General features: G+C 44.5%; 13 protein-coding genes. 10 read left to right on the top strand and 3 right to left on the bottom strand.

All coding sequences use genetic code 11. The features are described 5' to 3' along the window. Positions 1–45: 45 nt before the first annotated feature. Positions 46–2,277 carry a hypothetical protein gene (locus BW716_RS27220; RefSeq protein WP_083728945.1) on the bottom strand — a complete coding sequence of 744 codons (2,232 nt, stop codon included), beginning with the start codon at positions 2,275–2,277 and terminating at the stop codon, positions 46–48. Positions 2,278–2,582: 305 nt separating this feature from the next. Between BW716_RS27220 and BW716_RS27215 the strand changes: the two genes are divergently transcribed. The 10 genes from BW716_RS27215 (at position 2,583) to BW716_RS27170 (ending at position 14,576) form a co-directional block, all read left to right on the top strand. Next, complete coding sequence (locus BW716_RS27215) at positions 2,583–3,635, top strand: sensor histidine kinase (protein WP_179091290.1); 1,053 nt, start codon at positions 2,583–2,585, stop codon at positions 3,633–3,635. Then, positions 3,632–4,375 (top strand): LytTR family DNA-binding domain-containing protein, encoded by a 744-nt coding sequence (locus tag BW716_RS27210; RefSeq protein ID WP_083728941.1) that lies wholly within the window; start codon positions 3,632–3,634, stop codon positions 4,373–4,375. Before BW716_RS27215 ends, BW716_RS27210 begins: the two co-directional genes overlap by 4 nt. Before the next feature lie 87 nt (positions 4,376–4,462). Further along, positions 4,463–5,770, top strand: a complete 1,308-nt coding sequence (locus BW716_RS27205) for a TolC family protein (RefSeq protein ID WP_083728939.1) — start codon at positions 4,463–4,465, stop codon at positions 5,768–5,770. Then, positions 5,767–6,861, top strand: a complete 1,095-nt coding sequence (locus BW716_RS27200; RefSeq protein ID WP_083728937.1) for an efflux RND transporter periplasmic adaptor subunit — start codon at positions 5,767–5,769, stop codon at positions 6,859–6,861. Before BW716_RS27205 ends, BW716_RS27200 begins: the two co-directional genes overlap by 4 nt. Before the next feature lie 3 nt (positions 6,862–6,864). Next, the gene (locus BW716_RS27195) at positions 6,865–8,103 is read left to right on the top strand and encodes an FtsX-like permease family protein (RefSeq protein ID WP_083728935.1); all 1,239 of its coding nucleotides are present in this window, start codon (positions 6,865–6,867) and stop codon (positions 8,101–8,103) included. A gap of 11 nt (positions 8,104–8,114) precedes the next feature. Next, on the top strand, positions 8,115–8,816 hold the full coding sequence (locus BW716_RS27190) for an ABC transporter ATP-binding protein (protein WP_083728933.1): 702 nt from the start codon (positions 8,115–8,117) through the stop codon (positions 8,814–8,816). A gap of 81 nt (positions 8,817–8,897) precedes the next feature. Then, a complete protein-coding gene (locus tag BW716_RS27185; RefSeq protein ID WP_083728947.1) occupies positions 8,898–11,219 on the top strand; it encodes a TonB-dependent receptor in 2,322 nt (773 codons plus the stop codon). A gap of 5 nt (positions 11,220–11,224) precedes the next feature. Further along, positions 11,225–12,028: a DUF4249 family protein gene (locus BW716_RS27180; protein WP_083728931.1), complete on the top strand. Its 804-nt coding sequence runs from the start codon at positions 11,225–11,227 to the stop codon at positions 12,026–12,028. Positions 12,029–12,240: 212 nt separating this feature from the next. Further along, positions 12,241–13,563 (top strand): cytochrome ubiquinol oxidase subunit I, encoded by a 1,323-nt coding sequence (locus BW716_RS27175; protein ID WP_083728929.1) that lies wholly within the window; start codon positions 12,241–12,243, stop codon positions 13,561–13,563. Then, complete coding sequence (locus tag BW716_RS27170; protein ID WP_083728927.1) at positions 13,560–14,576, top strand: cytochrome d ubiquinol oxidase subunit II; 1,017 nt, start codon at positions 13,560–13,562, stop codon at positions 14,574–14,576. Before BW716_RS27175 ends, BW716_RS27170 begins: the two co-directional genes overlap by 4 nt. 125 nt (positions 14,577–14,701) lie before the next feature. Here BW716_RS27170 and BW716_RS27165 read toward each other — a convergent pair whose 3' ends face one another. Further along, a complete protein-coding gene (locus BW716_RS27165; protein ID WP_083728925.1) occupies positions 14,702–16,222 on the bottom strand; it encodes a c-type cytochrome in 1,521 nt (506 codons plus the stop codon). Between the two features lie 88 nt (positions 16,223–16,310). Further along, positions 16,311–16,745: a hypothetical protein gene (locus tag BW716_RS27160; RefSeq protein ID WP_143709062.1), complete on the bottom strand. Its 435-nt coding sequence runs from the start codon at positions 16,743–16,745 to the stop codon at positions 16,311–16,313. Positions 16,746–16,831 lie beyond the last annotated feature (86 nt).

Here is a 16,831-nt window from a genome sequence, read left to right as displayed (position 1 = left end):
GGCTTTCTTCCTACTCGATTGTAGCCTATATACAGGCCCGCTGTTCTATACTGTCAATTGTGCCTGTGGCAACTCGCACGCACCGCCTGCACAGGCGATCGCACCCAGGGTATTCACATCCACATAATCAGGTAATTCTTCTTTGTATTTGCTCCAGTCGATCATCTTTGCATTCTTCACGATCGTCATGTAGCGATAATAACGATGCACATCTTTCAATGCATAAGTCATCTTTTTCAGATCTTTCTTAAAGTAGTTCTTCGCAAACTTTTTTGCACGTCTGATCCAGTCTTTCTGGTAGAAGATCTTTTCACGGCTTCCTTCCAGCGGCAGGTTCCTGTCCAGCACATACATACATGCTTTCCACAGATCCTGGTCAAATGCATGCAGACCATCCACGATCAGACCTGATGCCATGATCACACCATCTCCATACATTTTGATCAGCTCCTCCGGTGTAAACACTTCTGAATAAGGTGCCTGATTGTATTCCAGTGAACCAGACATACCCAGCAGAGAAATACCTGCAAAGTATTGACGGTTGGCATAGATATAATCAGTTACATCTTCCCAGTTATCTACTGAAATTGTATTGGATACATTGTGTCTTACAGATGGTATTACACATCTTTCTATATTGGTACCCGGATACACCCAGTTTTCCATAATAAACTTCACGATCTCCAGGTGTTTCACACCATATACATCATGCTTGCTCATGGCCTTTGGTTCTGCTTCCATTGCAAAGCCGATAGCATAGTCACGACCATTGAAATCCCACACACTTTTCTCTACCAGTTCCGGATTCTGTGACTTGAAATACTCTACACCATATTCATCCGGATTCACCTGTACATAACGGATCCAGCGTTTGCCTTCCACCGGTTTTACGCCTGATGAGGAACCGAGTATGATAGCACCATTACCATCAGGTTTACTGAGGGTAGTACGTGCTGCATAATTGATACCTAATACAGCAGCCAGTTCCTTGTTGATATCTTTGATAAGTTGTACCCCCTCTGCCAATGTTTCTTTGTTCAGCAGTACATCAGGATTATCTAACCAACCTGATATAGCACAACCTAATAAGGCTTCGTTTTTAAAGATCTCTTCTGTTACACCACCTACGTAATCGAAGGTAGTATAACCTGCCTGCAATGTACCTAAGATAGCGAGTGCTTTACACATGCGCAGGAACGTCTTCTTATCTTTGCACATCGCACCGTTACCCGTTGTCAGGTTGCATCCCTGCCAGCCGGATACCCATCCATCTTCTGTTTTCAGCTTAGGCACCATCCCTACTTCCACACATGGGTTGTACAGAATTTCAAGATCATCCAGCCATACAAAACCGGGTTCACCATATTCTTTTACTGATTCCATAATGGACTGAAACTCTTCGTAAGTAGTTGCTGATTTCAGGAGAGCGACTGAGTTATTAGAGCGTGCACGTTGGGGTTGTGTGATATACCAGTTACCAGTTTTGGCATTCAGCATTTCTTCATCATCTTTGCTGAAGATACAGATGGTAGCGCTTCTTCTTACACCACCAGCCAGTACTGCATTTGAAGCATGCATCACGATGTCGTATGCAAGAATGCTTCTCATGGTACCACCCTGTGATTTCAGCCACTGTTCGATGATATCTTCTATTTTCTGAATCGCTGTTTTCAACGGATCAGAACCCGGCGCTTTGAACCCGGAAGAGATGTACGCACCCTTTGGTCTGATGAGGGAATAGTCCAGTCTTACTTCATATCCCCAATAGGTCTGGAACTTTTTGTCTGCCCTGAAATAGGATGCCAGCAATACGCCAATCGCATCTGCCCAACCTTCTATACTGTCTTCAATAATAAAGGTCTTGGTTCCTTTGTCACGTGCCTGTAATTCAGGGAGTTTTGCAATATGCTGCTGCTGTACTGAAAAACCCACTCCACAACCGCTCAACAGCCACCACATGGACTCTCTGAAGAATTCAGCCCTGTCGCAATAAGAGGTCAGACAGTTATACATCTTGGAGTTGTGACGCAGGATGGGGAACCCGCCAAATTGTAATGCCCGCTGAGAACCTAATACCAGTTTATCAACATAAGCATCTTCTGCAAAATCCATGTACTCCGACAACACCTTGTTATCAAGCAGGTGTGCGTATTTGTCACGGTGCATTTTCATGACCCGCTCCCGGATGGCTTCTTCCCAGGTTTCCTTCCTGCTTAATTCAGGACGGTACTTTAAATAGCCGGTCTGTAGCTTAAATTCTGATAAAAAGTTCTGCATGCTCTAAAAGTCTTGATTTTTAATGCCTAACAATGGTATTGGCTAGGAATAAACAGCGAAGTTTGGTGTTATGATAACACTACAAAGGTATTCGATTGGGGAGGATGGAGGGGAGAAAGTTAAACACATGTGTGCATAACTAATTGCCGCCTGAAATATAGTATTACTATATCGCTTTAAGGGTATCAAAAGGTCATCAAAAGAGCACCTTTTTATCCCCGGGATATTGAGGTACCCTTTGAGTGACGAATTGGTAGCGAAGCCGTACTATGGTCGTGCACTGGATTTCTTCAAGAGATTTATTTTTGTCCCCGGACTTAATTCAATTTATCTTCACATATAAAATTCACACTATTAGTACCAGACTTACCAAAGAAGAACGCTGGCCCTTATTCCGCGCGGCGCTTACCACCTCCCCGCTCATTGCGATGCTGCTGGTGACCCCCGTATTCCTGGTCAGAAATGTGAATATCAGTCATATGTGGCTCGCCTTTCCCGGTGCCACCGTCGGCATTTTTATGGCCTGGCTGTTTCATATTCTGCTCATCGGAAGAACACGCCTGCATAAAACCCGTTTTTTCATTTCTACATTCTTCATGATCTCCGTTACGAGTATTACCTATCTCGTAAGCAGGAGACATAATATGAATATATTTATATCCGAAACTTCTTTTTTCCTTTACAGGGTGGTCAATATCATTGCTGTCAATTCCATGGTATATATTATTTCCGTGGTTATATTATTAAACAGGACCAAAAAGAAACTGGACATTGAAAATGAACACCTAAAATTCGCTAACCTCCAATCCAGGTACGAACTACTGGTCAACCAGCTGAACCCTCACTTTCTTTTTAATGCCATTGGCACTGCCAAAGCCCTGATCCGGAAAGATCCCGCTATCGCAGATGAATACCTGGTGAAGTTATCCAGTTTTCTGCGCCTGGGATTAGAGAATAAACGATTTGATACCATCACCGTAGCAGAAGAACTGGCCCTCTGTAAGGACTATATCTCCCTGCAACAGATGCGGTTCGATACTGCCTTACAGTTCGATGCACAGATTGATAAAAAATTCTCTGACTATTATGTACCTTACTTCGCCATCCTTATTCTCGTGGAAAACGCAGTGAAACATAATGCCATGACAGAAGAAGAACCACTGAGAATAGCTGTCACCAATAATGATACTATGCTGCAGGTAACTAATAATATACAACCACGATTCCTACTGGAAGCGTCTTCCAGAACAGGGCTGCAAAACCTGGAAGAAAGATATCGTCTGCTATATAATGAAACCATCACGGTCGATAACGACGGGGAAACATTTAGTGTAAGTATAAAAATGATTCGCAAATGAATGTAGTGATCATTGAAGATGAAAAGAACCTGGCAGAAGAATTACAGCACTATATTCTCAGCGCACGTAAAGAATGGACCGTCGTAAAAATTCTCCCTTCTGTAAAACAAGCCCTGGCCTGGTTTGAAACCAATACCTGCCAGCTGGTCTTCAGTGATATTCAACTAGGTGACGGGCTGAGTTTTGAAATCTTCCATCATTTAAAACTCAATGTACCTGTCATCTTCTGCACCGCCTTTAATGAATACGCTATTCAGGCTTTTAAAAATAATGGTATTGATTATATCCTGAAACCTTATGGACAGACCCTGATCAATGATGCCATCGCGCATTATGAAAGCCTGCGGCAGAGTATTTCGCCGGATTATCACACCATTATTCAATTACTGCAAAAGCCTACCGCCACCTCCCGGCTGCTGGTGAGTCTGCGGGACAAGATCATTCCCATCAAAACGGAAGATATCGCCCTGTTCTATATCCACCATGGCCAGGTATCCCTCATCGATTTTGAACAACATAAATATATGATCAGTCAGCCGCTGGATGAACTGGAAGCAACTGTAGGACCCGGCTTTTACCGGGCAGATAGGCAGCACCTGGTGAACAGAAAGGCCATCCGCGATGTTTCTCAATCTTTGGGCAGGAAGCTTTTATTAAATCTCCTCGTGGAATACAATGAAGCTGTGATGATCAGGAAAGAGAAGGCTACAGAGTTCCTGGAATGGCTCATAAAAGACTAATCCATCCCCCAATTTGTCTAATTCAGCAAACCAGATTTTTACAGTTGCTAATTGTTTTGAATATTTGTTGTCGTAAACAATTGCCTGATGCGCCGGATTTTAATCATTTTTCTCATTAGTTGTAGTCTGACAGCAGGAGCCCAGAGCACCTTATCCTTTCGCTCGCTCAATGAAGTCTTTGTATACGCTGATGCGCATAGCGTCACTTTCAAAAACGCTACCCAACAGGTGCTGATGAATAAATATCAGACCCTGGCGGCAAAACTGGACAGATGGAAGCTCAAAGGTGATGCAAACCTCACAAGCACTGACAATACCAAACTAGGTGTCACCTTTATTCCTGCTGAGATCTTCGGAGGCCCTGCCGGTACCTACAGACAGGTGACCTTTGGACAGCAATATGTAACCAGCGCGAACTTTGCCCCGCAGATAGACATCCTCAATCCCTTTTCCATGGCGCAGGTCAGAACGGCCCGTGCCAGCGAACAGGTGACAAATGCCACGAACCTGCTCAATAAGAAAAGTTTGTACGAAAGTGTGGCCGGTGCATATTATAACATCCTCTCTTATCAGTGGCAGATAAAGGTTACGAAGAACAGCCTTGATAATGCAGATACGCTCACTGCCATCATGGTGAACAAACAACAGGAAGGCATTGCCAGACAGCAGGATGTGAACAATGCAAAAGCAAACCAGCTATCCATACAGGATAAACTGCAACAACTGGAAGTGAACCTGGAAGAACAATACAGCAGCCTGAAACTACTCTGTGATATGGATCCTGATACCCCCATCACTATTGAGGAAACCGCTGATCAGGGTAATTTCGATGCGAGCCTGACCGCTACCGGTTACCTCACCCAATTACAATCTGAGTGGCAGTTAAAATATCAGGAAGCAGACCTGCGTGCCAATAAACGCTGGTTCCTGCCTACGGTGACCCTCTTTAGCAGCCTGGGGTGGCAGCAGAACACCAACAACCATCCTTTTGATGGCAGCAGATGGATCAACAGTAGCTATGTAGGTGTGAAGGTGGCCATACCTATCCTCCCTGATGTAGGCAAGGTGGCAGCTGTGCGCTATGATCGTATCAATGTTGCTGTAGCGAAGAATAATTTTGAACATGCAGCCCGTCAGGATAGTGTGAACAACCAGCAATTGCAGCTCGAATATCAGAAGGCTTTCAAAAGCGCCCGGCTGGCGGGTGAAATCGCTGCGCTAAAAGAAGATTCCTACTACAAAAACCTGAATATCTATAAAGAAGGGATTCTCTCCGCCACGGACCTGTTCACCGCCTTTAACGACTGGTTGAACAACAGTCTGAATGCTGTATCCCAACAGGCTAACAGCGACTATGCAAAATCAAAGATCATGATTAATAATATTGTCAAATGAACATACAGCAAACTATTGGGATCTTCACTGCATGCCTGATCTTTTCTGCCTGTGGTCAGAAAACGGCGCCTGTCAAACCTGTGCACAAAGACCTGACTGAAATGGTATTTGCCTCCGGTGTGCTGGAAGCCGATGATCAGAACAACCTCACTGCACAAACAGATGGTTACCTCATCAAACTGGATTTTAAAGAAGGAGACATGGTCAATGCCGGTCAGCTACTGGCAGTCATTGACAACAGCCAGAACATCATCAATGCACAAAGCGCCGGCGCCCTCCACAACATTGCAAGAGAGAATACCCTGCCTACAGCGCCTGCTTTGCAACAGATCAGTGCCAATATCACTGCTGCCAGAGAAAAACTCCGTCTGGACCAGTTGCAGGCAGACAGGTACAAACGTCTCATGGAAAGCAACAGCGTATCTAAACTGGAATATGAAAATACCCAGCTCACCCTCGCTACTTCTCAGGCCAACCTGAAAGCACTGGAAGACCAGTATAATACACAGCTGGTAACTGCGAGACAACAGGAAGTTACACAGCGCTCCATGAGTGACGTGAACCGGGTGATCAAAGAACAGAACCTGATCAAAGCGGTGATCAGCGGACAGATATACGAGAAGAAAAAACAACTGGGTGATTATGTACGTAAAGGTGATGTGATCGCCGTGATCGCGAACCCACAGCTCATATACGCCCGCCTGAATGTGGATGAAACCAATATGGCAAAAGTAAAAGTAGGTGAAGAAGCCGCTATCCAGTTGAATACCAACAAAGGACATATTTACAAAGGCACTGTACACGAGATCCTGCCATCCTTTGAAACTTCCAGCCAGTCATTCATCGTAAAGGCATACTTTACAGACAGTCTTGATTTCAGGATCACCGGCACACAACTGGAAGCCAACATCATTGTCGGCGAAAAGAAAAATGCACTGGTTATACCCCGCAGCTATTTATCTTATGGCAATAAGGTCACGCTGAAAGGGAAAGGAGCTATCGTAGTTCAGACCGGCATCATATCCAACGACTGGGTAGAAGTGACCGGCGGCCTGACAGAAAATGATGAACTGGTACCTGAAAAAAAATAAGTGATGAGATACCGTCATAATATCAATTCTGAAATCTCCATGACCTACATCGTCACTAAGAAAAAGTTGACGTTGGTAGCGGCATTGGGTGTTACGATCGGGATTGCGATCTACATCTTCATGAACTCGATGATGGTGGGATTTGATAAGAAATCGACAGAGCTGGTATTCAGAAGTACGGCACATATCCGGGTGTATAAAGATGAGGTGATGAGTCTGCCTTTATTGCCAGAGAAGGGCAGCAACTTACCTGTGATCATCAATCCCAGTGTAGTGCCGGAGAGTGACAAGATCGTAGACCCTGAGAAAATTATATCCCTGCTCAGACAGCAGCCGGATGTAACGATGGTAACACCTCAGGTTACTGTCAGTGTATTTTACAATAACGGCAAATCCCAGATCACAGGTAGTTCCTATGGCGTAAGGATTGCAGAGGCAGATAAGATGTTCAATATTGGTACTACTGTGGTGGAAGGGTCTATCCAGGACCTGAAGAATACCCCCAATGGTATACTGCTGGGAGTGGGCATTGCAGCAAAGATGAGTGTGCGGCCGGGCGATAACATTACCATTACCTCTTCCCGGAATGTGACCAAGGTGATGAAGGTAGTGGGGCTTTTCCAGTCAAACAATTCCCAGATCGATAAGACCAAGTCTTACATTAATATCAGCGCCGCCCAGCAACTCCTGCAGGAAGGGGCCGGGTATGTAAGCGATATCAATGTTTCGGTCACTAACCCGGACAATGCCGCTAATTATTCAGCGAAGTTCTCTGACCTCACAGGGTATAAGGCAGAAGACTGGAAAGCTGCCAATGCCACACTGGTAGCGGCATCCAATATGCGCCGGATCATGATCACGGTCATTGCGCTCTCCATCCTGCTGGTGGCAGGGTTTGGTATTTACAATATCCTGAATATGACTATCACCCAGAAGATCAATGATATAGCTATTCTGAAAGCCATGGGTTTCCGGGGCAGGGATGTGGTACGCATATTTGTACAACAGGCTATGATCATTGGCATGATCGGTATTCTGATAGGTGTATTGCTGGCGGTATTGCTGGTATTCCAGTTGTCCAGGACCTATGTGGGCGGGGATATTGGTTATTTCCCCATTCGCTTTGAATGGCCCGTATTTTTCAGGGGGCTGATATTCGGACTGATCGTGACCCTGGGTGCCGGGTATATTCCGGCAAAGAAGGCGGCAAACGTAGACCCGGTATCTATTTTCAGGCGGTAAAAATTACGACTATGCAAAGAGAGCTCATGCTGGAAGCAGAAAATATCGGGAAGTATTTTTATGACCCGGTAAAATTTAGGGTGCTGAATGATATTTCTTTTAAAGTATATAGAGGAGAATTTGTAACATTGGTAGGAAAATCGGGGAGTGGAAAGTCCACTTTGCTGTATATTTTGAGCACGATGGATACTGATTATGAGGGTAAATTGCACATCCATGGGGAGGAAACCACCGGCCAAAGGCAAAATAACCTGGCCGCCCTGCGGAACGAGAAGATTGGATTTGTGTTTCAGTTCCATTATCTTTTACCCGAATTTAGCTGTCTGAAAAATGTGATGATACCGGCATTGCGGTTAGGAAAGTATTCCAGGCAGGAAATAGAGGATAGGGCTTACCAGAAACTGACCCTGCTGGGACTACAGGATCAGGCACTGAAACCTGCCTCCAAGTTATCAGGAGGCCAACAACAAAGGGTCGCCATTGCCAGGGCCCTGATCAATGATCCCCTGATTATAATGGGGGATGAGCCGACTGGAAACCTTGATTCAAAGAATTCACAAATCGTATTTGATACATTTAAACAACTGGCGCACGAATATAACCAGACGATCATAGCAGTAACGCACGACAATGATTTCGCAGAACGCTCTGACCGTACCATTGAGATGCAGGATGGCGCAATCATTTCTACCGCGAAGGAGTTTGGAAAATAGGAACTGCAACAGGAAGCCTTGTAAAAATAAAACCCGATAGGTAGTACTTCCGGACGCGGAAGCACTGCCACATAAATGAATATGAGTAAGCCTCTTATCATTACCTGTTGTGTGTTATTGTCATGTTTAGGAGCGATTGCACAGGCAAAATTTACTATCAGCGGAACCATCAGATCAAAAAAAACCGGGGAAACCATTATTGGTGCTACTGTGCACGTAGCGGGTCAATCCATCGGAACTGTCAGCAATGAGTATGGTTTTTATTCCCTCACGCTGCCCACAGGGACCTATACCATAGAATTCAGTACGGTGGGGTTGCAACCGGTACAGGAGGAGATTGCGCTGACACAGCATACGATCAGGAATATTGCGCTGGACGATGCTGCACAATCATTGAAGTCGGTGACGATTACGGCCAACACGAAGCAACGTAATCTAAGTACCCCCCAAATGGGTATGGAACAACTGACGACAAAGGAGATGAAGAATATTCCGGTATTGCTGGGAGAAAAGGATGTGTTGAAAACGATCCAGTTACTACCGGGTATTAAATCAGCCGGCGATGGCAACAGTGGGTTCTATGTACGGGGTGGTGGGGCAGACCAGAACCTGATTTTATTGGATGAAGCACCCGTGTACAATGCTTCACATCTGTTTGGTTTCTTTTCTACATTTAATTCTGATGCCATCAAAGATGTGACGGTATACAAGGGAGGCATGCCTGCTCAATACGGTGGCCGACTTTCGTCTGTACTGGATATTAAGATGAATGACGGCAATAACCAGGATTATAATGTAAGTGGCGGCATCGGGTTGATCTCTTCCAAAATAAATATCGAAGGACCTTTGCAAAAGGATAAGTCTTCTTTTCTGGTGTCTGCCAGAAGAACATATGTGGATCTTTTCCTTCGTTTATCAAATGACTCCTCTATCAGGAATAACAGCCTTTATTTTTATGACCTCAATGCCAAGCTGAATTACCAGCTGGGTAAAAGGGACCGTTTGTTTGCTTCCGGGTATTTCGGGGCGGATAACCTGGTCGTGGGAAATAACTTTGGATTGAAATGGGGAAATAGCACTGGTACCCTGAGATGGAACCATATTTACAGTAGCAAAATGTTCTCCAACACCTCCCTGATCTTTAGTAATTACAATTATAAGATCAATGTAAAGAGTGGGGCGAACGATGTGAATATCTTCTCGCAGATCCGTGACTGGAACCTGAAGGAAGAATTACAATATTATATCAGCCAGCGACATAACCTGCGTATTGGTTTCAATACCATTTATCATACTATGCGACCGGGAGAGATCACGTCTTCACAGTTATCTAATTTTAATTCATCCCGTTTGCAACAGCGGTATTCATGGGAGAATGCTGTGTATGTATCTGATGTGTGGAAAGCAACGGATAAATTAGATTTGTCTTATGGCGCACGCCTTACGGCATTCAGTATACTGGGTGCCGGTGATTTTTTTAATATAGATGCAGATGGGAATATACTGGATACACTGCATTATAAGAGTGGCGAGTTTGTAAAGACCTATATTAACCTGGAACCCCGGCTGGCAGCCAGTTATAAGCTCACGGATATTTCTTCAGTAAAAGCTTCTTATGCACGGAATGTGCAGAACCTGCACCTGATTTCAAACAGTACATCTTCCAGCCCTACAGATCGTTGGGTAGCGAGTACGAACATTATCAAACCGGAAATATCAGACCAGGTATCGTTGGGTTATTATAAAAACCTGGCGGGGAATAAGTATGAGTTGACAGTAGAAACCTATTATAAGACCATGCAGCACCAGATCGATTACCGGGATGGGGCAGATGTGCTGAATAATGATGCGATAGAAACACAATTGTTATTTGGGAAAGGCCGTGCGTATGGTATAGAGTGGCTGTTAAAAAAGAAGGCAGGCAGACTGACCGGATGGGTGAGTTATACATTGTCAAAGACACAAAGGAAGATAGATGGGATCAACAATGGGGAATGGTATAATGCGCGGCAGGACAGAACCCATGACATTGCAGTAGTGGGCATGTACCAGTTGAATGAGAAATGGTCCCTGAGTGCGAACTGGGTGTATTATACAGGAGATGCGGTAACTTTCCCCAGTGGTAAATACCTGATCAACAATACAGTGTATTATTACTATACAGAGCGGAATGGCTATCGTATGCCGGCTTATCACAGGTTGGATCTGGGAGCGACAAAACAGTTGCGCAAGCGGGGCAGGTATTCTTCAGAGCTGGCTTTCAGTTTGTATAATGCGTATGGCAGGGAGAATGCGTATACTATTACCTTCAGGCAAAGTAAGGACGATCCGAATAAGACAGAAGCCGTGAGGACGTCATTGTTCAGGTTTGTACCTTCTATTTCATACAACTTTAAATTCTAGTGGAGATGAAACAGTTGTTGTATATCGCGATCATAATTGTTTTTGGCGCCTGTCAGAAGGTGATAGATATTGATTTGAATAATGCAGCGAAGAAATATGTGATAGAGGGGGTGGTGACGGATGATGTGAATGGAGTGAGTGTGAAGATATCACAGACGATGGACTTTAATGAGGATAATACCTTTGAAGGAGTAAGTGGAGCTACGGTGACCATTACTGCTGATAATGCGACGGAGTATGAGTTGCAGGAAACAGCTACGGCCGGGGTGTATACAACCACGGGGTTCAAAGGAAAGGTGGGACATAGTTATAGTATGTATGTACAGATAGGTACGGATACATTTACGGCGGTATCCACAATGCCGCGGGAGGTGTATTTTGATAGTCTGGCTTTGGTAGATAGGGTGGTGTTTGGCGAGACCAGAAGGGTGCCGGCAGTGTATTATTCAGATCCGGAAGGGAAAGGGAATTCCTATCATTTTGTGGAGTGGCACAATGGGGTGCAGGAGAGTACCATATTTGTGAGGAATGATGAGAATACGGATGGGAAGAGTTTGAGTATACAACTGGTATCATTTAGTAGTGATAGTGATGATGATGATAAGCAGATAAAGGCAGGGGATACGGTCTCGGTGGAGATGCAGTGTATAGATCCTGTGGTGTATAAATACTGGTATAGTCTGGATGCGGGTGCAACAGGAGAGGGGCAGAGTGCTACGCCGGCGAACCCGGTGACGAATATAGTAGGGGGAGCGTTGGGGTATTTTAGTGCGCATAGTGTGCAGACGAGGACGATAGTGGCGGAGTAGAAAAAACCTTTCTCTCTTCCAATCAAATCCAGCCATTCGCTAACTGCAAAAAAATAAAACACTCGCTTGCAATCAAATCCGCTCATTCTGCGCCAGCCCCAAAGTAAATACCCCTTGCCTGCCGCCGCAGGCCGGAAAAATCTAACATGACTTTTATCATCCCCTCATAATGTAGATTTAGTAGCTTTGACCCGTAATAACTCATCGCGCCAATGAACGATTTTCTAGCAGCCAGATCACAAATGGCTTTATCGTTAGGTTTTCATATTGTCTTCTCCTGTATAGGCATGGTCATGCCATTCTTTATGGCCGTCGCTCACTTCCTTTACATCCGCACAGGCAATGATGTCTATAAGAATATCACCCGTGCATGGAGTAAGGGTGTCGCCATCTTCTTCGCCACTGGCGCTGTATCCGGTACCGTACTCTCTTTCGAACTCGGCCTTCTCTGGCCTGAATTCATGAAGCACGCCGGCCCGATCTTCGGCATGCCCTTCTCCTTAGAAGGTACCGCCTTTTTCATCGAAGCGATCGCCCTCGGTTTCTTCCTCTATGGCTGGGGACGATTCAATCCCTGGTTTCACTGGATCACCGGCGTAGTTGTAGGTATCAGCGGGTTAGTATCCGGTATACTGGTAGTTGCTGCCAATGCCTGGATGAACAGTCCGGCAGGATTCGATTTCGTAAATGGACAATACCTGAATATAGATCCGATCAAAGCAATGTTCAATGACGCCTGGTTTTCACAGGCTCTGCACATGTGTATTGCGGCATTTGCTGCTACCGGTTTTGCCGTAGCAGGTATCCATGCCCTCATGATCTTACGAAGAAGGAACATCGCCTTTCATACCACCGCTTTCAGAATACCTGCTTTATTCGCCTGCATAGCAGCCCTGCTGCAACCCCTGAGCGGAGATATCTCTGCAAAAGACGTTGCACACAGACAGCCTGCAAAACTGGCGGCTATGGAAGCACATTTTAAGACCGAAGCAGCTTCTCCGCTGGTAATCGGGGGTATTCCTGACCCAGTGGCAAAAGAGGTGAAATATGGGCTTGAAATACCCGGTTTACTGAGCTTTATGGTGTATGGTGATTTCCATACCCCTGTAACAGGGTTGGATCAGATACCTGAAAATGATCAGCCCCCGATTGCCATTACGCACTACGCCTTCCAGATCATGGTGGGATTGGGGATGGTGATGCTGTTGATTGCTGTTTGTTATTTCGTAGCCATCATTAAGAAGAAGAGCTGGCTCAGAATGCCATGGCTGCTACGGCTGTTCGTCATCGCCACACCGATGGGATTTATTGCCGTAGAAGCCGGTTGGACAGTGACAGAAGTCGGCAGACAACCATGGATCATCAATGGTGTGATGCGCACGGCTGATGCAGTTACCCCTATGCCGGGGATTGCGTATTCCTTCTACATCTTTACAGCTGTGTACATTTCATTGTCCCTGATCGTGACATTCCTGTTGTACAGACAGATCCGGATGGTACCTGAGATTTATGATATTCAAACGCCTGCTTTATGATATTTGTAGTAATGGCTTATTTATGGGCTGCCATCCTGTTGTATATATTGTTGGGAGGAGCTGATTTTGGTGCTGGGATCATAGAATTATTTACTTCGGAAAAGAACAAGGCATATACCCGCAATACCATGTACCAGGCCATCGGGCCTATCTGGGAAGCCAACCATATGTGGCTGATCATTGCCATCGTGGTATTGTTTGTAGGTTTTCCGGAAATCTATACGACAGTCTCCACACACCTGCATATACCACTGGTGATCATGCTGTTTGGCATCATTGCCCGTGGTACCGCCTTTACCTTCAGAAACTACGATGCTGTGAAGGATAATATGCAGAAGGTGTACAACCGCATCTTTGTATATTCCAGTTTTGTCACGCCTTTCTTTTTGGGGGTGATCGCGGGTAGTGCGGTATCTGGTAGGATAGATCCGGGGGCGAATGATTTTCTGAATGCGTATGTATATACCTGGTTCAATTGGTTCTCCGTTACAGTTGGATTTTTTACCGTAGCGATCTGTGGTTATCTCGCGGCTATATTCATCATAGGCGAAACTGATGACGATAAAAGTCGTGTACGTTTTATTAGAAAGGCCAAACAGATGAATGTAGCGGCAGCGGTATTTGGGGCATTGGTATTCTGGGCGGCACATGCAGAGAACATCCCTTTGGATAAATGGATGTTTGATAATCCAACCGGGATCATTGCCATTATCGCGGCGGTATTATCTCTTGTGCTATTATGGTATTTGTTGCTGCAAAAAGGTAAGGTTATCATCATTCGTGTACTGGCAGGTTTTCAGGTCACGATGATCTTACTGGCGATAACGATCCGACACTATCCGAATATTGTGATCTTAAAAGGAGGGAAGTATTTGTCTTTGCTGGAGCATGCAGGACAGGAGAAAACGATTCATTCACTGGGTATGGCGCTGTTGTTGGGAAGTATATTGATATTGCCTGCGTTATTTTATTTGTTGTATAGTTTCAGGAAGGGGGAAGCGATAGAACATTAAAAACTAAAAACGGGTGTATCAAAAGTTAGATACACCCATTTTTAGTTTGGATACCTGATGGCGCCAGATTCCAATTTATTCGATTCTCAGGAGTTTCATTTATTTTTGGTACATCCACATCTTTTTTATTTTGAAGTATCACTGACATTACAACCAGGATATTTCTTCCTTAACCGATCCAGCTCCAATTTCAATTGATCAGTATTTACATTGTTAGTTTTCTCTACATTGATCTTTGCATCAGGCAGTTTTAACCGGCCTATTGCCGCTTTTACTGCTACTTTATTACTTTTCTGAATATTGACCTTTATCGTTTGATCACCGCCTGTTACAAAGTTTGTGATACCAAACAATACCGTATCAGATTTTTCTCCCATTACAAGAATATAGGCTTTTTTATTAGGTGGTAACTGAACTTTACCATCTTCTTCCTTGAAATAGAAATAATGGTTATCTGATGAAGCTGCGCCTGCCTGGATTATTTTCAATGAAGGAACAACCAGTACAGGGTAAAGGGTAGATGAGACCAAGCCTTCCTGAATGACTTTTAGTGTCGTTATTTCGGTCTGTATATTATCAGCAAGAAACTGGTCTATATTGAACCAGCCAAAGGTAGAAATGTCAAATGAATAATAAGTTGGGGGTGGTGGTATCACTACGTTTGATATGACCGGTGAGGTGGTATCTGTTGCTACATTTATCACATTTGTCCCATTTGCCAGGTTATTTTTAATTGTATCTGTCGGTCTACCATAATAATTTATGCCGAAGCGGCCCTTACCCGCACTATAAAGAGAATATTCCAATTGATATATATAAAAACAACTGTCACATGAGGTATTGGTATATTCAGCAGGCATGCCACCCAATCGCTTCATCCCTTCCTCCTGTATATACAGGTACATATCATCCAGTTCTTCTTTCGTTAGGGTAGGAAAAGCCGGCATTGAGATCCTGTATTCATTATAAACACAAGTGGCCCGGGGATACTTTTGCATAGCTAGGGCGATATCTCTCGTGTATTCATATACAGCATTAGTATCATTTCCCCAACGCTGTATCGCACCAAAGAGTGGTGGACCCACGATTTTTTTTGTAACATCATGGCATTGATAGCAATTACTTGTCAATAACTTTTTCCCATGTGCGAGTCGGGCATCCATCTTACTCACTTCAAGTGGTTTTGGATCTACCCAGTTAATAGCAGCATCTACTACTTCCCCCCTGAACAGCTGCATACCCTCCTGTGTCTGATCAGCAGGTACAACCACTTTCATCGATTTTAATATCTTCACATCCTGACCTTCCTGCGGGGCAATATACAGCATCCCTCCACTAGCCAGCAGCTCCCCATTGCTACGCGTATATAAGCCTGCAGCAATCATTTGCTCAATAGTAAGCGCTTCTTTGATTTCCAGTTTTACAGAATCACCGTTGGCATTCTTTAACGCGTTCGCAGGTATTTGTATAATCGTACCACCGGATAAGCGGATGTTATTATCCCTGATAGTACTGATAGTGAACAGTTGCGAAGGGAGATTGTCGGATTTTAGTTTTCCATTTAACGGAGCGGTTTGTTTGCAACTGCTAAACGGTAACAGGAGTAGCAGGAATAGGGCTATTTGACGGAAATGCGAGTGGAACATTTGCAATTGTCATTAAAGGTTTTAATTGTTTGTTTGGTCGTATCAATACGTTTCTTCTCCTTATCACTAAATGCCGATATGATGGCATTTATCGCTTTTTCATTACTTCTTCCCGCACATATGTGAATATCTCCTTTAGCGAGTCTTCATCTAATTGATTATGTCTGCTCATCTGGGTATTATACTTCCTGCGTAAACAGCATGTATATTGGTCACTCACTAAGTCCTGAGCGAATCTGATATAATAAAACAGGTTGTTCGTATCATTACGCCAGCGATCTATTGCTCCCAATAAGGTAGGTGCCATAGTACCCACCGTATCTCCATGTTCCCCCTCTAATGCATGTGCGGGTATGCGCAAGGCTGTCCCTCCCTGCAATTGTACGACCGTATCTCTGTTCGTATTGATACTCACCTGCTGTGAAGCCAGGTTCTCGGGGTTGAAATGAGCCACTGGTGAAATACCCTGCTGGCAGCTATATAATAATACACCAATTGTCCCTAAAAGTAATGGTCGTTTCATAGGTGCCATAAAGCTATAAAAAAAGAGCGTGTATCAAAAAATACACGCTCTTTTTATTCGGGATACCGGTTTCCATTTATAAGCTG

Origin of the sequence: [Flexibacter] sp. ATCC 35208 (assembly GCF_001975825.1) — a bacterium.
In the GTDB taxonomy this organism is placed as follows: domain Bacteria; phylum Bacteroidota; class Bacteroidia; order Chitinophagales; family Chitinophagaceae; genus Chitinophaga.
This window is presented reverse-complemented; position numbering and strand designations above follow the sequence as displayed.